The 19095-nt window shown below is 74.1% G+C and carries 22 protein-coding genes; 12 read left to right on the plus strand and 10 right to left on the minus strand.

Annotated features, from left to right (window positions below; genetic code table 11):
* Positions 1–48 precede the first annotated feature (48 nt).
* The 4 genes from ACWEVP_RS27520 to ACWEVP_RS27535 all read left to right on the plus strand — a co-directional run bounded on the left by ACWEVP_RS27520 (position 49) and on the right by ACWEVP_RS27535 (position 2700).
* Positions 49–564, plus strand: a complete 516-nt coding sequence (locus ACWEVP_RS27520; protein ID WP_452065443.1) for a winged helix-turn-helix transcriptional regulator — start codon at positions 49–51, stop codon at positions 562–564.
* Between the two features lie 69 nt (positions 565–633).
* Positions 634–1191, plus strand: a complete 558-nt coding sequence (locus ACWEVP_RS27525; RefSeq protein ID WP_452065444.1) for a TetR/AcrR family transcriptional regulator — start codon at positions 634–636, stop codon at positions 1189–1191.
* A gap of 10 nt (positions 1192–1201) precedes the next feature.
* Positions 1202–1945, plus strand: coding sequence for a cupin domain-containing protein (locus ACWEVP_RS27530; protein ID WP_452065445.1), 744 nt, complete (start codon positions 1202–1204; stop codon positions 1943–1945).
* Positions 1942–2700: an SDR family NAD(P)-dependent oxidoreductase gene (locus ACWEVP_RS27535; RefSeq protein ID WP_452065446.1), complete on the plus strand. Its 759-nt coding sequence runs from the start codon at positions 1942–1944 to the stop codon at positions 2698–2700. Before ACWEVP_RS27530 ends, ACWEVP_RS27535 begins: the two co-directional genes overlap by 4 nt.
* A gap of 1 nt (position 2701) precedes the next feature.
* On the opposite strand, the gene ACWEVP_RS27540 is transcribed toward ACWEVP_RS27535, so the two are convergent.
* The gene (locus ACWEVP_RS27540) at positions 2702–3364 is read right to left on the minus strand and encodes a QcrA and Rieske domain-containing protein (RefSeq protein WP_452065447.1); all 663 of its coding nucleotides are present in this window, start codon (positions 3362–3364) and stop codon (positions 2702–2704) included.
* On the minus strand, positions 3361–3942 hold the full coding sequence (locus ACWEVP_RS27545) for an RNA polymerase sigma factor (RefSeq protein WP_452065448.1): 582 nt from the start codon (positions 3940–3942) through the stop codon (positions 3361–3363). The genes ACWEVP_RS27540 and ACWEVP_RS27545 overlap by 4 nt, the downstream gene beginning before the upstream one ends.
* Before the next feature lie 115 nt (positions 3943–4057).
* Between ACWEVP_RS27545 and ACWEVP_RS27550 the strand changes: the two genes are divergently transcribed.
* Positions 4058–5314: a vanadium-dependent haloperoxidase gene (locus ACWEVP_RS27550; RefSeq protein ID WP_452065449.1), complete on the plus strand. Its 1257-nt coding sequence runs from the start codon at positions 4058–4060 to the stop codon at positions 5312–5314.
* A 2-nt stretch (positions 5315–5316) separates the two neighbouring features.
* Here the strand turns inward: ACWEVP_RS27550 and ACWEVP_RS27555 are convergent, their stop codons facing one another.
* The 3 genes from ACWEVP_RS27555 to ACWEVP_RS27565 form a co-directional block, all read right to left on the minus strand.
* Positions 5317–6624: an alpha/beta hydrolase gene (locus ACWEVP_RS27555; protein WP_452065450.1), complete on the minus strand. Its 1308-nt coding sequence runs from the start codon at positions 6622–6624 to the stop codon at positions 5317–5319.
* Between the two features lie 94 nt (positions 6625–6718).
* Positions 6719–7177 (minus strand): MarR family winged helix-turn-helix transcriptional regulator, encoded by a 459-nt coding sequence (locus ACWEVP_RS27560; RefSeq protein WP_452065451.1) that lies wholly within the window; start codon positions 7175–7177, stop codon positions 6719–6721.
* A gap of 42 nt (positions 7178–7219) precedes the next feature.
* On the minus strand, positions 7220–7738 hold the full coding sequence (locus tag ACWEVP_RS27565; RefSeq protein WP_452065452.1) for a MarR family winged helix-turn-helix transcriptional regulator: 519 nt from the start codon (positions 7736–7738) through the stop codon (positions 7220–7222).
* A gap of 47 nt (positions 7739–7785) precedes the next feature.
* Between ACWEVP_RS27565 and ACWEVP_RS27570 the strand changes: the two genes are divergently transcribed.
* A complete protein-coding gene (locus ACWEVP_RS27570) occupies positions 7786–8205 on the plus strand; it encodes a hypothetical protein (RefSeq protein WP_452065453.1) in 420 nt (139 codons plus the stop codon).
* A 295-nt stretch (positions 8206–8500) separates the two neighbouring features.
* Here ACWEVP_RS27570 and ACWEVP_RS27575 read toward each other — a convergent pair whose 3' ends face one another.
* Positions 8501–9613, minus strand: a complete 1113-nt coding sequence (locus ACWEVP_RS27575; RefSeq protein WP_452065454.1) for an FAD-dependent oxidoreductase — start codon at positions 9611–9613, stop codon at positions 8501–8503.
* A gap of 66 nt (positions 9614–9679) precedes the next feature.
* Between ACWEVP_RS27575 and ACWEVP_RS27580 the strand changes: the two genes are divergently transcribed.
* Positions 9680–10363, plus strand: a complete 684-nt coding sequence (locus ACWEVP_RS27580) for a TetR/AcrR family transcriptional regulator (protein WP_452065455.1) — start codon at positions 9680–9682, stop codon at positions 10361–10363.
* An 88-nt stretch (positions 10364–10451) separates the two neighbouring features.
* Positions 10452–12092, plus strand: a complete 1641-nt coding sequence (locus tag ACWEVP_RS27585) for a CotH kinase family protein (protein WP_452065456.1) — start codon at positions 10452–10454, stop codon at positions 12090–12092.
* Here ACWEVP_RS27585 and ACWEVP_RS27590 read toward each other — a convergent pair.
* Together ACWEVP_RS27590 and ACWEVP_RS27595 are read right to left on the minus strand one after the other, a co-directional pair.
* Positions 12089–12961, minus strand: a complete 873-nt coding sequence (locus tag ACWEVP_RS27590; RefSeq protein ID WP_452065457.1) for a DUF3616 domain-containing protein — start codon at positions 12959–12961, stop codon at positions 12089–12091. The genes ACWEVP_RS27585 and ACWEVP_RS27590 overlap by 4 nt on opposite strands.
* A 47-nt stretch (positions 12962–13008) precedes the next feature.
* On the minus strand, positions 13009–13731 hold the full coding sequence (locus ACWEVP_RS27595; RefSeq protein WP_452065458.1) for a TetR family transcriptional regulator: 723 nt from the start codon (positions 13729–13731) through the stop codon (positions 13009–13011).
* 88 nt (positions 13732–13819) lie between these two features.
* Between ACWEVP_RS27595 and ACWEVP_RS27600 the strand changes: the two genes are divergently transcribed.
* The 4 genes from ACWEVP_RS27600 to ACWEVP_RS27615 all read left to right on the plus strand — a co-directional run bounded on the left by ACWEVP_RS27600 (position 13820) and on the right by ACWEVP_RS27615 (position 17261).
* On the plus strand, positions 13820–14278 hold the full coding sequence (locus tag ACWEVP_RS27600) for a glycogen operon protein GlgX (protein ID WP_452065459.1): 459 nt from the start codon (positions 13820–13822) through the stop codon (positions 14276–14278).
* Positions 14279–14330: 52 nt separating this feature from the next.
* A complete protein-coding gene (locus ACWEVP_RS27605; RefSeq protein WP_452065460.1) occupies positions 14331–15278 on the plus strand; it encodes a GNAT family N-acetyltransferase in 948 nt (315 codons plus the stop codon).
* A gap of 141 nt (positions 15279–15419) precedes the next feature.
* Entirely contained in the window at positions 15420–16097 is a 678-nt protein-coding gene (locus ACWEVP_RS27610) for a signal peptidase II (RefSeq protein ID WP_452065461.1), read from the plus strand.
* A 69-nt stretch (positions 16098–16166) separates the two neighbouring features.
* Positions 16167–17261, plus strand: coding sequence for an ANTAR domain-containing protein (locus ACWEVP_RS27615; RefSeq protein WP_452065462.1), 1095 nt, complete (start codon positions 16167–16169; stop codon positions 17259–17261).
* A 4-nt stretch (positions 17262–17265) separates the two neighbouring features.
* Here the strand turns inward: ACWEVP_RS27615 and ACWEVP_RS27620 are convergent, their stop codons facing one another.
* On the minus strand, positions 17266–18228 hold the full coding sequence (locus tag ACWEVP_RS27620; protein ID WP_452065463.1) for an anti-sigma factor RsbA family regulatory protein: 963 nt from the start codon (positions 18226–18228) through the stop codon (positions 17266–17268).
* A gap of 387 nt (positions 18229–18615) precedes the next feature.
* Positions 18616–19071 carry a mycothiol transferase gene (locus ACWEVP_RS27625; protein ID WP_452065464.1) on the minus strand — a complete coding sequence of 152 codons (456 nt, stop codon included), beginning with the start codon at positions 19069–19071 and terminating at the stop codon, positions 18616–18618.
* Positions 19072–19095: the final 24 nt, after the last annotated feature.

Genomic DNA, 19095 nt, shown 5'->3' on the forward strand with positions numbered 1-19095 from the left:
TAGCACGGTTGGTTCGATGACCGAACTCTTCTGTGGCAGACTGGACGCATGGCGCTGCCCCGCGAGTACACCAACCAGGCCTGTTCGATGGTCCGCGCGCTGGAGATCGTCGGCGAGCGCTGGACGCTGCTGATCGTCCGCGACGCGGTGTTCGGCGTCCGCCGGTTCAGCGATTTCGTCGAGCACCTGGGCATCCCGCGCGCGGTGCTGACCGAACGGCTGGAGTTCCTCGTCGGCGAAGGCGTGCTGGCGCGCGTGCCGGGCCCGGGCAAACGCAGCGAATACGAGCCGACCGCGAAGGGCCGGGGGCTCTGGCCGGTCGTCCGCGCCCTCTCGGCGTGGGGTGACGAGCACTACGCGCCCTCCGGCCGGCGCCGCGTGTTCGTCCACGCGGGCTGCGAAGGCGAAGTGGCGCAGTCGGGCGCGTGCCTGCGCTGCGGCGAGGACGTCGCGCTCACCGAGACGGTGATGACGCCGGGGCCGGGCCTCACGCCGTCCCCGGAAGACGGCGAGGTCAGCGCGATCCTTTCGCGCCCGCGCCCGCTCCTGCGCCCCCTTCACTGAGCGGCCCTCGCGAACCCGGAAGGGCACCGGCTCTGGCTTCTGTACCTACTAGTATGTACAGTCCCGGACGTGGACACCAGGGACCAGCTCGTCGACAGCACCCGCGAGCTGCTGTGGGAACGCGGGTACGTCGGCACCAGCCCCAAGGCCATCCAGCAGCGCGCCGGCGCCGGCCAGGGCAGCATGTACCACCACTTCTCCGGCAAGCGGGAGCTCGCGCTGGAAGCCGTGCGGCGCAGCGCGGACGAGCTGCTGGCCGCCGCCGACGCGCAGCTGCGCGGGCCCGGTACGGCCGTGGAGCGGATCACCGCCTACCTGCGCCGCGAGCGTGAGGTGCTCCGGGGCTGCCCCGTCGGCCGGCTCACGCAGGACCCCGAGGTCGTCGCCGATCCGGAGCTGCGCGCCCCGGTCGAGGCGACGCTGACCCGCCTGCGGGCCCGGCTGGCCGACGTCGTGGCCGAAGGCCAGGCCGCGGGTGAGCTGCCCGCCGGGCCGGACCCCGCCGCCCTGGCCGCCACCGTCGTCGCCGTCCTGCAGGGCGGGTACGTGCTCGCCCGTGCCGCGAACTCCCCCGTTCCCTTCGACCAGGCCGTTTCCGGTGTCCTCGCCCTGCTCACCGTCCACTGAGGAGTCCTTCGTGCACGTTCGTCCCGTCCCGCGGACCAGCTCGCCCGCGCCCGCCGGCGCGATCAGCGGCAGCGCGTGGGTCACGTCGCTCGCCGTCCCGGAAGGCCCGTCGCGCACACGGGTCGATCGTGTGCAGTTCGCGCCCGGCGCCCGCACCCGCTGGCACCGGCACCCGCTCGGCCAGGTCCTCGTCGTCACCGACGGCACCGGGTACGTGCAGCGCCGCGGCGGCCCGGCCCAGCTGGTCCGGCCCGGCGACACGGTTCGCGTCGCCGCCGGCGAGTGGCACTGGCACGGCGCCACCGACACGACCTCGATGACGCACCTGGCCATCGAGGAGATCCCCGGCGACGGCACCACGACCGAGATCGGCGACGCGGTGGCCGGCGGCGAGCCGGAGCCCGTCCCGGCCGAACCCGTCACCCGCACGCTCGTGCTGGAACAGCGGCTCCCGGCGCCGCGGCTGGTCGACCTCGTCGAGGTCCGCCGGATCACCATCGCCCCCGGCCACGGCGCCGGCCTGCACGTCCACAACGGACCGGTGTTCGGCAGCATCGAGACCGGGTCCGCCGTCTACCGGATCGAAGGCGAGGCCGAGACGCTGCTGCGGCCCGGAGACGTGTTCTACGAACCGGAAGCGACCCGGATCGCCCGCTTCGACGCGCAGGAGGACGGCGTCACGTTCCTCGCGCAGTTCCCCGTGGGCCCCGGCGAAACCCCGCGGCTCGACCTGGTCGAGGAGGGCGGCGCGTGAAGGGCGTGCTCGTGACCGGAGGGTCCCGCGGGATCGGCCGGGCCACCGCGAAGGCGTTCGCCGCCCGCGGCTACCGCGTCGCCGTCCACTTCGGCACGCGCCGCGAAGACGCCGAGACGACGCTGCGCGAACTCGAAGGATCCGGGCACGTGTGCCTGAGCGGCGACCTCGGCGACCCGGTCGCGGCGCGGCGGCTCGCCGAGGAAGCCGTCGGGGCACTCGGCCGGGTCGACGTCCTGGTCAACAACGCCGCGCAGGCCCCGACCGAACGGACCCGGCACGCGGTCGCCGAAGTCGGCTACGACCAGTGGGTCGAGGTGTGGCGGCGCACGGTCGAGGTCAACCTGCTCGGCGCCGCGAACGTCACCTGGGCGGTGGCCCGGCACCTGATCGAGCAGGGCCGCCCGGGCAGCGTCGTCAACGTCGGCTCGCGGGGCGCCTTCCGCGGCGAACCCGAGCACCCGGCCTACGGCGCGAGCAAGGCGGCGCTGCAGGCGTTCGGCCAGTCGATGGCGATCGCCCTGGCGCCGCACGGGATTTCCGTGACGTCGGTGGCCCCGGGGTTCGTCGCGACCGAACGCCAGGAGACCAAGCTGGCCGGCCCCGGTGGCGACCGGCTGCGGGAGCAGAGCCCGTTCGGCCGCGTGGGCACGGCCGAGGACGTCGCCGCCGCGATCGTCCACCTCGCGTCCCCGGAGGCCGCGTGGAGCTCGGGCGCGATCCTCGACGTCAACGGCGCGTCGTACCTGCGCTGAGTCACGCGCCGGCCGGCGGGACCAGCACCTCGACCACTCCGCCGGTTTCGCGCACCACCAGGTGCGGCAACGGCGGCGGCGTCACCGGCAGCTGGTGCACGACCACCGCGCCGTCCACGGCGAAGGACGTCCGGTGGCAGGGGCAGTTCAGCCGCCGGGCCGGGGCGTCCAGGTTCAGCCGGCAGCCGAGGTGCGTGCAGGTCGCCGAAACCGCGCGCACCTCACCGCCGGTCCGCCGCACGAATCCCGCCACGGCACCGAAGTCGAACGGCCGCACCCCGCCCTCCGGCAGGTCGTGGGCCGCCACCACCGTCCGCCACTCGCCGTCTTCCGGGCGGAGCACGTCCTCGGCCGCCGGCTGGGCCCCGGACGTCACCAGGTATTCGACGCCCGCGCCCGCCGCGGCCGCCACCGCGGCGGCCGACGACACCTGGATGAACCGGCGGCGATTGCCGGCCGGGGCGGGTCCGCCGAGCTCCTGGGCGAGCCGGCGGTGCAGCCCGGCGACGAACTCCTCGCTCGCCGCCCCGGCACCCGGCCGGGCGGCGCGCAGCAGCACGGCGGTCCGCAGCTCGGCCTCGTCACCGGGCCCGGCCGCGAACGGGCGCGGCCGGCGACGGCGCAGGAGGTCCTTGACGAACCGGCGGACACCTCGAGTCGTCACGGCTCCATCCCTTCCGCCACCTGGGCCGCCTGCCGCAACGCACGGTGCTGCAGCACCTTCGCGTTGCCGACGGTGATGTCCAGCTCGGCCGCAGCCTCCTTGAGCGAGCACGCCTGCAGGAAGCGCAGCCGCAGGATCCGGCTGTAGCGCTCGGGCAGCTGCGCGAGGATCGCTTCGGCGCGGGCCGGCGTGCGCGGGTCGATCGCACCGGCCTCGAACGCCACGATGTCGCGCTCTTCGTCGAGCGTGGTGATCTCCCGGCCGAGCGTGCGCCGCCAGTGCCCGGCCAGCACCGTCCGCGCGGTGGCCAGCAGGTACGCCCGGACCTCGCCCACGCTCGCCGAGACGCGCAGCGGCCGCAACGCCGTCAGGAACACCTCCGTGGTGAGATCCTCCGCGTCGGGCCGGTTGCCCACCTTCGAAAACATCAGCCGGTACACGCGATCGACGTTGTCGCGGTAGACCGCCTCCCAGTCCGGGTAGACGTCCGCGCCGACCGCGTGCAGCCGCGGCCGCGGTGCTTCGCCCGCTTCGTCCTGTTCGGCGCGCTTGCGCCGGAACCGCTGTGCCACCGGCACCGCCCGCCTTCTCCCCTGCCGATTCTTCCCACCACCTGAGGGATACGGGCCGGGGTTACGCGTAACCGGTGACCGTATCGGGATTCGGACCTTCCGATCGACCCAGGGGAGAGAAATGACCACCTCGATGTCACGACGGCGGCTGCTCGTCACCGGTGGCGCGCTCGCCACCACCGGCTTGCCCGCCTCCGCCGGCGCGGCCCCGGTCCGGCGGGGTGGCGCGGACGTCGTCCTCGCCTGGAACCGGGAGCTGCTGGCCACCGTGCGCACGCCCGGCCTCCAGCCCGCGACCGTGCACCCGACCCGCGGCTTCGCCCTGCTGCACGCGGCGGTGCACGACGCCGTCGTCGCGACGACCGGGACCGGACGGCCCTACCTGTTCACCGTCGACGTCCCGGCCGCGGCGGACCCGGAAGCGGCCGCGGCGCAGGCCGCGCACGACGTGCTCGCCGCGTTGTACCCCGCCCGCGCGGGCGGGTTCGCGAGCCTGCTGGCCGGCCAGCTGGCCCGCCTGCACCCGGCGGGGCGGGCCGCCGGCGTGCGGGCCGGCGGGCTCGTCGCCCGGCTGCTGCTGGGGTTGCGCGCGAACGACGGTTCGGCCGCGGTCCCGCCGGCGCTTCCCCCGGGCGCCGAGCCGGGGCAGTACCGGCCGACGCCGCCCGCGTTCGCCCCCGCCGCGTTCACCCACTGGGCCGCGGTGACGCCGTTCGTGCTCGACCGCGCCGAGAAGTTCCGGCCCGGCCCCTACCCCGAGCTGACCGGCGCCCGGTACGCGAAGGCACTGAACGAGGTGGCCGCGGCCGGACGGGACACCAGCACCACCCGCACCGCGGACCAGACCGTGCAGGCGCGGTTCTGGGCGGCGCCGATCTGGAACTACTGGAACGAGATCGCGCAGTCGGTCGTGGGCGGGTCTCGCGGCGGCCTGATCGTCGCCGCGCGGGTGTTCGCGCGGCTGAACCTGGCCTTCGCCGACGCCGTGATCGCGTTCTACGAAGCGAAGTACCACTACCGGATCTGGCGGCCGATCACGGCGATCCGCCTGGCCGGCGCCGACGGCAACCCGGCGACGGACGCCGTCCCGGACTGGTCGGGCCTCGCCACCACCCCGGCCGACCCGGCGTACCCCGGTGCGCACAGCGTCGTTTCGCAGGCGGGCGCTGGGGTGCTGCGCCAGGAGTTCGGGCCGCGGTGGCCCTTGGCCGTGACGTCCGAAGCGCTGCCCGGGGTGGTCCGGCGCTTCGCCACGTTCCAGGACGCCGCCGACGAGGCCGGGCTGAGCCGGATCGTCGCCGGCGTCCACACCCGGCTCGACCACGAAGCCGGGCGGCAGCTCGGCCTCGACGTCGCCGGGTTCGTCCTCCGGTCGTAGCCCTACCGGCGGGCGCCGGTCAGCGGCGGCGGGTCGAACCGCACGTACCGGCCGGTGCCGCCGGCGGCTTCGTTGAGGCGCCGCGGTTCCGCGACGTCGCCCCACCGTCCGGTCTCGATCCGCGACTCGAGCGCGTGCAGGGCCGCGACCGTCTCCGCCGTCCGGAACGCGCAGTGCCCGGTGGCGCCGACGTAGGCCTGGCGCAGCAGGGATCCGGCGCCCGCCCGGCGCACTTTCGTGCCGTACCAGTCTTCCTGCTCCACCGGCACGAGCTGGTCGGCGACCGTGTGGATGTCCAGCGTCGGGACGCGCAGCCGGCCGGTCACCGCCGACGTCCGCGCGAGGGTGCGCACGGCCTGCGGATCCGGCCGGATCTCGGCGTCCCGGGTGAGCGTCGCGAGGTCGGCGTCGACGTCGAGGCCGGCCGCGCGGTAGAGGGCCCGGACCTGGCGGGCGTGGCCGCTGCCGGCCAGCAGGGCACGGTAGTCGACGCCGGCGGTGTACGCGCTGTTGCCGCCGGCGGCCAGCTCGATCTGGTACCGGCCGGACACGACGAATCCGAGCACGAGCTGGGAAAGTTCTTGCTGCTGCTGGACTTCCTGACCGGCGGGGCCGGCCGGCGGGGTCGGGCCGGTGAACCAGCCGGGCTCGTTCATCAGGGCGGCGGCGAGCGCGATGCGCGCCCGCCCGGCGGGCGTGGCCTGGGCGTCGGTGGCGATCTTCGTCAGCGCGGCGGCCGACGCGCTCGCCTCGGCCGGGTCCGCGAACCGGACGAGCTTGACGTCCTGCGCGGGCGCGAGGAGGTGCGCCAGCGCGTATTCGCCGTCCAGCTGGTAGTTGTTCAGGTTCAGGCCGCCGGCGACGAGACCGCAGGTGCTCAGCACGCCGTCGAGCCCGCCGCGTTCGGCTTCCAGTGCGCTGACGAGGCCGCCCATCGAGGTGCCCCACGCGATCGTGCGGCGCGGGCGGCCGGTGAGCTGCCCGGCGGCCGCCAGCGCGCCGAACTGGTCGTCGACGGCGGAGGCGAGCGCCCACCACGACGGGCCGCTGTAGGAGGAGCCGACCAGCGCGTACCCACCGCCGAGCAACGCGTCCCGGGTTTCGTCGTTCGGCGCGTCCTGCGCGGTGAGCGGGCCGAACCCGTGGCTGTAGAGGATCGTCGTGCCGTTCCAGGCGGCCGGCACGTCCGCCACCCAGGTGGCCCCGTCCGGCAGCTGCCCCGTGTGGTGCTCGCTCGTGGCCGCGGCCGCGGTCGCCGGGACCAGGCCGGCCGCCAGCAGGATCGCGCCGATCAGCGCCAGGACGCGCATGGTGGTGCCCCTCACCCCGGGCCGTCGCGCCCGGCTCGCCGTGGGCACCGAGAGTCCCACGGCAGGCGCGAGATGTACAGGTTTCCTGTACTTTTCAGTGCGACGGGCGGTCGGAGAGCGCGGCGTGGCACGCGACGACGTAGGCGCGGAACCGGGCCGCCTCGCGCGGGTTCAGCTGCGACACCATCCGTTCTTCGAGCGCGGCGACGTCGTCGCGGACCCGGTCGAGGAGCTCCTGCCCGGGACCGGTCAGCCCGATCACCCGCCGCCGCCGGTCCCGCGGATCGCCTTCCCGCGCGATGAGGCCCCGGCGTTCGAGCGCGACGACCATGTCCGCCATCGCCTGGTCGGTGACGAAGGAGTTGCGCGCCAGTTCGGCGGTGGTGAGACCGGACCGGCGTTCCAGCACGGTGAGCGCGGTGTACTGCAACGGCGTGAGCGCGACCGGGCGGAGCACCTCGTCCAGCCGGGCCCGCACGGCGAGCTCGAGCTGCTTCACGAGGTACAGCAGGCCGGGGCCGGCGGCTCCGGGTGCGGGAACGGGCTGGGACACCGCCCCATGGTGACCGACGGCGGGCTCCGGCGCCCGGGCCGGTCAGGTCTTCGGCCGCTTGAGCACCTCGGTGGGCAGCCCCAGGTTGTCGACGACCCGCTCGACGGCGTCCCCGATCCGCACGAAGTCGGCGCCGAGCGGGTCGATCACCAGGCGCCGGACGTTCGCCACGTGCGCGGGGGACGCGGCCGCCAGGTGCGCCCGCCCCGCGTCGGTCAGGGTCGCCATCGTGAAGCGGCGGCCCTGGCCGGTGCACACCTCCCGGGTCACCCAGCCGCGATCCTCCAGCCGGGCCACCGCGTGGGAGATCCGCGGCAGCGACCCGTTGGCCATCTCCGCGATCTCGCTCATCCGCAGGCTCTCCCCCGGCACCACCGAAAGCCGCGCCAGGATCATGTAGCCCAGCAACGTCAGGTCGGCGTCGCGCAGCAGCTGGCTTTCCAGTGCTCCCGGCAGCGTGAGCAGCACCTTCGCCAGGTTCACCCACGCCCGCCGCTCGTCGTCCCCGAGCCGGTCGAACGGCTCCACCGCTTCGTGTTCGCCCACGCTTGACTTTAACACGCAACTCAAACTATCTTTGGGTTTAACACGCAACCCAAGGAGGAGCGATGCCGACCACCGCCACCCCGACGTCCGTCATGGCCCTCCGCCTGGGGCTCGCGCTCTTGGCGGCGGCCGCCGTCAACACGGTCATCGCGCTCGCGGCGTCCGCTCTCGACGAAGGCGGCATCGGGATGGGCCTCAACCCCGCGGCCTACCTGCCCGCGACAGTGCTCGGCCTGGTCGCCGGCGCCACCGGCTGGGGCCTGATCGCCCGCCACAACCCGAAGGCGCTGCGGGTGGTGGTCCCGGCCGTGCTCGTCCTGACGTGGATCCCGGACCTGCTCCTGCTGACCGCGGGCGCCACCGCCGCCAACGTGGCCGGGCTGATGCTGATGCACCTGGCGGTCACCGGCGCGGTCGTCCTGGCCCTCCGCCCGACCCTGCGGGTGCCGGCCGCGGCGGCTCCGGCGCCGCACGCGGGGTAAGCGCTTACCCGCCCAGCCGGGGGAACAGACGGACGCGGTTGGCGGTGGTCAGCTCCCGCCAGGGCGGGCCCGCCGGCAGAAATCGCTGCCGTACGGCAGCCGCTCGGCGCCGAACGCCGGTGAGGTTCCTGCACCCCACGTCCGGGGAGGTCGACGAGGTCGGCCGCGGCGCCACCGCGATGCCCGAAGGCCATCCCGAGCGTCACACGCAGGGGCCGCCGCCGTCGTTCCTGGTGCCGGAGAACCTGGCCGAGTCGATGGCTCGGCAGCCAGGAACGACCGTGGCGGTGGTCGGTCACCGACCGCCCTGGGTGAACATGGTGATCAAGCCGCGGGGTGAGTCCTCGCCGAAGAGGAGCTCGTGGAGTTCGTTGCCGTCGGCGGCGGCCTCGGCGCCGCGGGGGAACATCACGGCCTCGAACTTCGCCAGCGCCGTCTCGACGTCGTCGTTCCCGGCCAGGGCCAGGGCCAACTCGGCGCCGTCGAGCATCGCCAGGTTGGCGCCTTCGCCGTTCGGGGCCGCGAGGTGGGCGGCGTCGCCGATGAGCGTCACCCCCGGTACCCGCTTCCACCGGTGCTCGACCGGCAGCGTGTGGAGCGGGCGCAGGACCGGCGCCGTGTCGCCGTCGGTGATCAGCGCCGTGAGTTCGGGGGCCCAGCCCGCGAACTCCGCCGCGGTCCGCGCGGTGGCGGCTTCGGCGTCGGTGAAGTCGCCGAACCACTCGACCGGGCGGGTCAGCGCGACGTAGGTGTGCAGGGTGCCGTCCGTTTCGCGGTGGGCCTGGATTCCCTTGCCCGGCGCGAGCGCGAGCATGGCCCCGTCGCCGACCGCCTTCGCGGCGGCGGGGTGCCGGGTGTCGCTGTCGTACAGGAAAGTCTCGACGTACGACCGGCCGATGTACTCCGGCGTCGCCGGCGACAGCAGCGGCCGGACCTTCGACCAGGCACCGTCCGCCCCGACCAGCAGGGTCGTGGTGACGGCCGCGCCGCCCGCGAAGCTCACCTCGTGGCGGCCGTCGCCCAGCGCGCGGACGCCGGTGACCTTGTGCCCCCAGCGGACGGTGCCGTCCGGGAGCGAGTCGAGCAGCAGCCGCCGCAGCTCACCCCGGGGTACTTCGGGCCGTCCTCCGGTGCCGTCGTCGGGCTCGTCGTGCAGGACCGCGCCGTGGCGGTCGAGGACCCGGGTGGCCTCGTGACCTTCGAGGACGAGCGCGCGGAACCCGTCGGTCAGGCCGGCGGCTTCGAGGGCGGCCTGACCGGTGCGGACGTGGATGTCGAGCAGCCCGCCCTGCTTGCGGGCGGCCGGGGACGGCTCGGCTTCGTAGACCGTGGCCGCGATGCCGTGGACGTGCAGGACCCGGGCGAGGACGAGACCGCCGAGCCCGGCTCCGATGATCGTGACGTTCATGGTGCCTCCTTCTGGAATGTTGTTCCAAGATTGTGGAACGTCATTCCAGATGTGTCAAGATGAGGCATGCCGCCCCGCACCCGCCGCTCCGACGCCCTCAGCCGCGAACGCATCGTCGAGGCCGCGGTCGAACTCCTCGACGCGACCGGCGAGGCCGGGCTGACCTTCCGGACGCTCACCGAGCGCCTCGCCACCGGCGCCGGCGCGATCTACTGGCACGTGGCGAACAAGAGCGAGCTGCTCGACGCGGCGACCGACGGGGTGATCGCCGCCGCGCTGGCCGTCGGCTCCCCCGGCTCACCGCGCGAGCAGATCCGCGCGGTCGCGCTCGGGTTGTTCGACGCCATCGAGCGGCACCCGTGGCTCGCCACGCAGCTGGCGCTGCAGCTCTCGCGCAGCCCGTGGGGGTCGGTGACCCCGCGGATCTTCGAAGGCATCGGCCGCCAGGTCCGCGCGCTCGGCGTGCCGGAGGGCCACCTGTTCACGACGACCTCCGCCCTGGTGAGCTACATCTTCGGCGCCGCGGGCCAGAACGCCGCGAACAACGCGGGAGCCACGCCGGGTGGCGACCGCGACGAATTCCTCGACGCCGTGTCGGCGGCGTGGGAGGAACTGGACCCGGCCGAGTACCCGTTCACCCGGGCGGTGGCGGCCGAGGTGCGCGGGCACGACGACCGCGAGCAGTTCCTCGCCGGGCTGGACCTCGTTCTCGCCGGCATCACCGCCGTCCACCTCCCCCGAGCCGAGTGATACAGCAACCGGAAAAGGCCCGAACGCGAAATTCGTTGCTGAATTTTTTCGCCGACCCGACCCGGGGAAACGGTCGTACCATGACGGGATGAGCGCCCAGGAGCAGCAAGCCCTCGATTCCCTCTACGACCTCGACAATGTGCTGACGATCGAGATCACGCTGCCGCAGGCCGACTGGGACGCCGTGCGCACCGAGCAGCCGGCCGGCGGCGTGTGCAACTTCGACTGGACCGGCGGAAGCCGTTACACCTGGCGGAAGGCGTCGGTCACCATCTCCGGGACGAAGTTCCCCGCGAAGAAGACGTTCACCGACGTGGGAATCAAGAAAAAGTCCTTCTGCGGTTCGATCAACAGCGACAAGCCGTGCCTGCACGTCGATTTCGGAAAGTTCTCCGATGACAACAAGGCACCGATCCGGGACCTGATCGGATCGCGCTACCTGACGCTCAACAACTCGGTCCAGGACCTTTCCTACCTCCGGCAGCTGCTGGGTTACCGGCTGTTCGAACTCGCCGGCCTCCCCTATTCCCGCGGGAACTTCGCGAAGGTGCTCGTCAACGGCACACCGATCGGCCAAGGGGTCGCCGGCGTCAACAGCCCCGGCGTCTTCGTGAACGTCGAGCCGATCATGCCGCGCTACATCGAGCGCAATTTCCGGCACACCGGTGGAAACCTGTACGAACTGGAGCACAAGGACGACTTCGTCGCTGCCCGGTTCGGCTTCATCGGCGTGGAATCGCTGTCGAAGTTCGAGGACAAGGCGGACCTGAAGTTCGCCATCGACCACATCGCCGCGCACGGGCTGGCCGGCGCGAGCGAGGTCTTCGACCTGGACCAGTTCATCAAGCTCTACGCGATGGAGTTCTTCCTCAAGCACTGGGACGGCTATTCCCGCAACACCAACAACACCTACGTCTACAACGACGTGGAAGCCGTCGCCGCGCCCGGCGTCGGCGACATCCGCTTCAAGCTGATCCCGTGGGGCCTCGACCAGACGCTGCAGCCGGCCCGGCACTTCCGGATCGACACCGCCGGGCTGCTCGGCAAGCTCGTGCGCGACGACCCGGCCCGCCGCGCGCAGCTGATCGACCGGATCCGCGCCTACCGCGAGAGCGTGTTCGGCCACAAGACCCAGGAAACGGTGCTCAAGCCGCTGCTCGACCGGATGGCAGGGGTGCTGACCGGGCTCGGGGTGCCCGACCTGCCCGCGCAGGTCACCGCACTGCGCAAGCAACTGCGGCTGGCGGCGTCGGCCGGCTACCTCTGCGGCGGCCTGCCCGGCCCCGACGGGGCCTACGTCCGCGAAGACGTCACGAACGAGTGCATGCACGCCAGCGGCACCGAAACCATCGAGCCGGGCAGCTTCGAGGTGGTCCACCGGCTGCGCCCGGCCAACGTCGACGAAGCCGACCTGTGGTGCTTCGACACCCTCGGCACCGGGAAGTCGCTCGCCACCAAGGCTTCCGGCCGGTTCCTGCACGCGAGCACGACGGCGTCGGCCCAGGGCCACCGGCTGCTCTGCACGCGCGCGGCCGACAACACCGACCACGCCGAAGAGTTCGCGGTCACCCCGGTGGACCCCGCCGGCGATCCGTTCGCCTACAGCGGCTACTTCACGCTGACGAGCGTCCGGACCGGGGCGGGTGCGGCGTTCGCCACCGATCCGGCGCCGTCGGGCCGGCCGCGGGTCGTGCAGGACCCGGCGGCGTCGAAGCTGTACTTCTCCTAGAGGACCACGTACCCGCCGTTGTCGTCGACGACGAGGATCTTCCGTTCGCCGCCGGCCGGGAACGTCGTGACGCCTTCGGGTTTCGCGGTGCGGTGGAAGGTGATGTCGAGCAGCTCGATGGCGCCACCGCCACGGGGCCAGGTGCCGAGCTGGAACGGCGCGTCGTCGTGGCTGGCCGACCGGCCGAGCAGGACGAGCAGATCACCGTCCGGCGCGGCGCCGGAGAGGTCGCGGATGCCTTGCGCCGCCGCGGGGTGCGGGAGGCGGGCCGAGCGCACGGTGGGCGCGCCGAGCGACGCCGTCGTCCACTGCCCGCCGAGGTCGGCGGGGATCCGGACCAGGGCGACGTGGCCGGGGATCGCCGGTCCCCGCAAGCCCAGCAGGAGTGCGCTCGTGTCCGCGTCCCAGGCGAGGCCCTCGACGTTCAGGCCGTCGTCGTCCGGTTTCCGCCTGCCCGGCGCGGCGAGGGCGGGCACCCGGTCGAGCAGCCAGGCCCGGAACCCGGCCATCGGTTCGGCGGGCAGGTCGCCGTCGGGGCGGTGGCGGACGCGCACCAGGCCGTCGTTGACCCGGTTCCGCTCGACCGACAGCGAGGAGCAGACGATCAGGAAGGTCTCGCCGTCCCGGTCGGCCCTGGCGAGCCCCTCCGGATCGCTCAGGCCGTCCGCGCCGAGCAGCCGGCGACGGCGGATGTGGCCGACCTTCGCCAGGTCGGCGTCGAACGTCATTTCGAACAGGGCGGTGGGGTCTTTGTTGTCGACGAAGGTGAAGCACCGCGGGCCCGTCCGCACCACGCCGGAGGCGTTGAACGGGTGGTCGCCGTTGCGTTCGCGGAACGGCGTCGGCTTCACGTTCTTCCGCTTCGCCACCGACCGAGTGTAAACCGGCTTGTTCCCCCAGCTGGCACTCAGTGCCACTACGAGGGGCGGAGGACCGCACCCACCTGGGCGACCACCTCGTGCAGGGGCGTCGCGGTGGTCATCACGGCGACGACCGTGGCCGGTTCCGCGCGCGGGGCGCGGAAAGCGGCGAGCACCAGCGCGAACGCCTCGGCCGCGCGGACCTTGATGTCGTCCTCGCCGCCGCCGCGCAGCCAGCGCCGCAGGACGTGGTTGTTGGCGGCCGCGATCGCCGCGGCGGCGACGGCCGCCCGCAGGCTCGCCGCCGGGTCGCCCTGGTGTTCGTAGCGCGCCTGCAGGTAGCGCGCGAGCACGCGCTGGTAGCGGTCGACGGTCGCGACCTCCTTGTCCCGCAACGAAGGCACCGTGCGGGTCAGCGCGAACCGCTTGAGGGACACGTCGAGCTCGGCGGCGTAGGAGTCCAGCACGAGGCCGACCGCGTCGCAGGCCACCTCGACCGGGTCGCGCGCCGGGTCGGCGGCGGCGAAGGCGTCCTCCATCTCCGCCACGATCTCGTCGTGGTTGGCGAACAGGACGTCGTCCTTGGCGTCGAAGTACCGGAAGAACGTGCGGCGGCCGACGCCGGCCGCGGCCGCGATGTCGTCCACCGTGGTGGCCTCGTAGCCGTTGGCGGCGAACAGGTCCACGGCCGCCGAGGCGAGGGCGCGGCGGAGCTGCCGCCGGCCCGCGGGGGTCGCCCCGACCCGGGTGGCCGGCGCGCGGCGCGGCGAATCGGTCATGGCCGGACGGTAGCAGCCGAACTTGCTAGCGGCACTGAGTGCCGTTAGGCTGACCCTTCCTCACCCAGCGAGCGGAAAGGCGTCGACGATGTCGCTCGACCAGCAGGTGCCTGTCGCGCCCCGGGACCCGGCGGGCGACCGGGTCGACGCCTTCTACGGCCGCCTCTTCGGCTGGCCGGTCAAGTGGCGGGGAGTCCATCCCTTCCTGGCACTGGAGAACGGGATCTGCGCGGTGACGCTGCCCAAGCTGAGCGCGGGCCCGGTCCTGGCGCGGCTGGTGGCGACCGGCTGCCAGGGCCCGGCGATGCACCTGCCCACCCAGCACGGCCCGCGCGTGGCCCTCCTCGCGGAGACCGACGGGCTGATCCCGCCGCGCGACGCCCTGCCGAAGAACGTCGACGTGCTGGCGTGGGGAACGTTGCTGCCGTTGCCGGTCGGCCCGCGCCGGGTGGACGTGGCGACGGAGTGGCTGTCGGCGCCGGACCCGCGGCAGCGGTGGCTGCCGAGCCTGAGCGCGGTCCTGGCGGGCATCCCCGAACGGTTCTAGCTCCCGAAAACGGTTCGACGACGGTCCCGGTCCCCTGCCACAGTGACCGGCCATGGGGACCGCCGAGGTGCTGACCGCCGCCGACGTCGAGCTGATGCAGGGCCTGGCCCAGCGGGTCACGGCGCTGCGGCCCGACCTGGTCAACAGCGACGCCTCCTACGGCGAGCTGGCCTGGAACTGGGGCCGCGGCCACGCCGCCGACGGCGCGCACTGGCGGCGCCGGCTGTGGTTCTCCGGCGGCGCACTGGTGGCGTGGGGCTGGGCCCAGCTGCCGCGCCGGGTGCGGCGCTCCGACGGCTCGGTGCGGGACGTCACCGGCGCGTACCTGGCCCACCAGGTCCACCCCGCGCACGCCGAACTGGCCGACGAGGTGATCGCCTGGTTCGACGCCACGGCGGGCGACGTCGAACGCACCGTGCTGCCGGGCGCGGCCGACGAGTTCGCGCTCGCCCGCTGGACCGCGCACGGCTACCGGACCGACCCGGCCGCGGCGGGCGACACGGGAACGTGGACCCAGCTCACCGAACGCGACCTCACCGACCTCGAAGAGCCGGTGCTGCCCGGCGGGTTCCGGTTCCGCACGGCGGCCGAGGCCGGCCCGGCCGCCGCGGTCCGGGCCCACGTCGACGCCTGGGCACCCACCACCTACACGGCGCAGAGCTACGAAGGCGTGCGACGGGCCCCGGGGTACCGGGATGACCTGCACGTCCTGGTCGAGGCCCCGGACGGGACGATGGCGGCCTCGGCGATCCTGTGGCTCGACGAGCCGAACAAGACCGCCGAGTTCGAACCCGTCGGGACGCACCCGGGGTACCGGCGCCTCGGCCTGGCCCGCGCGATGCTCCTGCACGGGCTGCGGCGCGCGCGGGACGCCGGAGCCACGCACGCGACCGTCGCCTGCCTCGGCGCTCCCGGCCACCCCGCCGCCCGGGAGCTGTACCACGGCGTCGGCTTCCGGGAGCTGAGCCGGGACGTGCCGCTCGTCAAGACCGCGGGCTGAGCCCCGGCCGTCTGTCCACAAAGGACTTTTGTTTGACCGGGCCGCCGGTGGGGTATTAACCGACCCCGCGAATCCACGCAGCCCCGTCGCCACCCGTCCGGGCGACGGCCGTGGTCGCCCGGCCCGGGCTGTGAGGCACCGATGACCCCTGACGGCACCGCCGGGACGCCCCGGCTCGAAGGACCGGTACTCCGCCCGCCGTGGACGGCGTACGCCCTGCTCCTGGTCATCGTCGCGGACCAGGTGACCAAGGCGTGGGCCTGGCGGGAAGTGCCGAGGACCCGCATCAACTTCGGCGGGAACCCGCTGGTCGGGCCGGTCGTCGGCGCCTGGTACGCCGGTCCGGTGACGGGCGCGGTGCTCGACCTCGCCGGCGCCGCGCTGCTGACCGCCGCGGTCCTGCTCCTCCTGCGCCGGCGGCACCCGGTGCTGCTGCGGGCACCGGCCGCCCTGGCGATCGGCGGCTGGACCAGCAACCTGCTGGACCGCCTCGGGCTGCACCACGTCACGGCGCCGGGCAGCGTCCGCGGCGCCATCGACTTCGTCCCCCTCGGCAAGTACACCTTCAACGTCGCGGACTTCTTCATCATCGGGGCCACCCTGGCGTTCTCCCTCGCCCACGGCTACCGGTGGGCGACCACGCGGCTGTCCGACGCCGCGGTCGACGCCCCCCGTCCCCGCGCGCGGCTGCGCACGCCGGCGCGCATCGTGACGGCCACCGGCGCCGCGGTGCTCGTCGCCGCCGTGACGCTCGGGGCCACCCACTACGGCGGGGCGACGCACCCGCCGCGCTTCTCCCGGACGGCGACCACCCGGTGACCCGGGCGGGTTGAGAACCGCCGTTACGGGTAACCGGCTTGTTCGGACACCGGACGAGGAGGTGGGGACATGACCGGAAACGTCGAGGTCTTGCCGATGGACGCGGAGCAGGCCCTCGTCCTGCGGCTCAGCGGGACGCTCGACGCCGGGACCGCGCCGGGGGCGCTGGCCAGGCTGCTCGACGCTAGCGCCACCCTCCCGCCACCGCACCTGGTGATCCTCGACCTGCGGGAGGTCGGCACGCTCGGCGCGGCAGGCGTACGGGCGCTGGGCCAGTTCGCCGTGCGCCGCGCGCGGTCGGGAGTCCGCTCGGCGGTCCTGCTCGACCCCGGAACGCTGAACGCCCGGGTCCTGCGCAGCGGGCTGCCCGGCGACACCCTGCCCGTGCACGCCAGCGTGGACGAGGCGATCGACCGCCACGGCGACGGGCAGACGTCCGAAGAACGGCTCGGCGCGCAGCTGGCGGCGCTCACCCGGGTCCTGCTCGACGCCGGCACCGTCACTCAGTCCCTGAACCACGTGGTCGCGGCGACCACCGTGGTCGTGCCGCACGCGCGGCTGGTCAGCATCACGCTGCGGGACGCCGCCGGCCGCTTCTTCACCCCGGTGGAGATCCCGGACATCGCCGCCGACCTCGACGACGTCCAGTACCGCAGCGGCTCCGGGCCCTGCCTCGACGCCGCCGCCCCCGGCGGGCCCGCCTACGCGCTCGACCAGGACCTCGCGCGGTCCCCGGCGTGGCCTCAGTTCGCCGCCGTCGCGACGGCGCACGGGCTCGACGCGGTGCTGTCCACGGCCTTGCTGCCGACGTCCCGCCCGGCGGGCTTCACCGGCGCGCTCAACATCTACGCCCACCGCGAGGGCATCACGCCGGCCGACCGCCACCGGGCCCTGCTGCTGGCCACGCACGCCTCGCTCGCCCTCGAGCACGCCCGCGTGGCCGAGCTCGCCGAACTGGAGCGCGCGCACCTGCGCCGCGCGATCGAGTCCCGCGACGTGATCGGCCAGGCGAAGGGCATCTTGATGGCCCGTCAGGGGCTCAGCGCCGACGCCGCTTTCGCCCTGCTCCGGCGCACTTCGCAGGAGCTCAACGTCAAGCTGGCCGAGATCGCCGCCGCCCTCGTGGACAACCGCGGCGCGCTGACCCCGGCCGGGGAGGACTGAGAGGTCAATCCACGGGTGGACGCCGGGGGTGGCCCGCCGTCAGCCGCGCGGTGAAGCCCGTCTCGTCGCGGTACAAGGCGACTTCGCTGCAGATCTGGTGGGCGATCCACAGGCCGCGGCCGCCGATCCGGCGCGCGGCCGGGAGCAGGCCGGCGAACGGGTCGTCCGGGCCTTGCCCGGTGTCGTGCACCGTGACGACCAGGTGGCCGGGGCCGGCCCAGATCCGCATTTCGACCGGCGGGCGGCCGTGGCGCAGCGCGTTGTCGACGATCTCGCTGACGGCCAGGACGAGGTCGTCGAGCTCGGCGGCGGGCAGGCCGGTCTCGCCGAACTCGAGCACGGCCCGGCGGGCCGCGGCGGGGTGCGGGTCGGTGAGCACGGCGAGCGGGGCGGCGTGCTGGATCTCCAGCGGCGCCACCGGCCGTGCCCCGGCCAGGAAGGCCGGCGGGTCGACGTAGCCGGAGTTGTCCCGGCGCCCGCCGGGGGTCGCGACGAAGGGATGCGTGCGGGCGACGTCGTCGAGGATGTGGCGCGGGGTGGTCCGGGTGTCGTAGGCGCACATGCTGCGCAACGGGAACTCGTCGTAGGCGTGGTTGACCGCGGCTTCGTAGCGCGCCCACGAGTCCCACGCGGTGTCGATCGCCGTGCGCGGGATCTCGCCGAAGATGCGGATTCCGGTGGCGCCGCCGTCGACCAGCGCGGCCATCATCGTCCGGTAGGAGCGGATCGCGGCGGCCGGGCGGACGTAGAGCTCGCCGGTGGTCAGGTACCGCACGTCCGCCGACGCCGGGAGGGCCCGGCGCACCAGTTCGGCCCGGCCCGGTTCCAGCGACACCATGGTCGGTTCGCCGGCGGCCAGCCCGCCCTCGAGGAACGGAACGGCGACGGCGAGCAGCTCGGCGTCGGAGCGGTAGTGGACGGCGGCGTGGTCGTAGCCCCGCGGCGCGGTCTCCGGTTCGGCGGTCACGGCCCGCCCGCCACGCGGACACCGGCCCCGCACCGCAGCCCCGCGCGGGCGGCGAACCCGGCCGGCCGCCGGTATCCGGAGCCCCGCTGTGTCGGCATCTGCACGCTCCGACAATACGCCGCGGCTCCCGGGCACCGGTGGGCTCACCGGGACCGGTCCTCCGGACCGCTTCGAACGAGGCCGCGGCCTGCCGGGTACGGGGCGGCCGCGACCACGCCGGGCCCGCGGGCGACCATGGCGCCCGGCGACCGGCCGTGCCTGCCCGGCGGGCGTGCTCGCGCCCCGGCACTGCCGGCGACCAGCACCGCCGCGTTCCGGGCCGAACCACCCGCGCCGCCACCACACCGACGGCCACCCCGCCCGGCGGAGCCCGGTCCCCGGGCGGGTTCAGCGGAGGATGTCGCGAGTCAGCTCGAGCTGGCCGTGGTGCTGGGCCAATTCCTCGTACACGTGCTGCAGCGCCCCGCCTTGCGACCGGCCCGCCGGGGTGCCGGCGTACTTCGGCGGCGCCGGCGCGCGCAGCGGTGCCGCCGGCTCGGACGCCGCGAGATCGGCGCGCAGCTGCTCCTTGGCCGCCGCGATCCGGGACACCAGCGTGGCCACCGGGCCCGATGCGGTGAACTCGGCGTCCCGGTCGCGCTCGACCGCGCGGCCGGCGACCGGTGCGCCGGCCCAGAACTCGAGCACGCCCAGGCAATGCGTGACGATCGCGTAGGGCGTGTTCGCCCCCGGCAGCGGGGGACGGCGGTTGGCCCGCTCGTCGCCGAGCTCGGTGACGATCGCCGCCATCCCGTCGAGGGCGCGGCCGGCGAACCACACGTAGTCGTCGTCGCTGATCCGCATGCGGCTCACCTTGCCACGACGGCG

This window comes from Amycolatopsis sp. NPDC003865, from assembly GCF_053605345.1.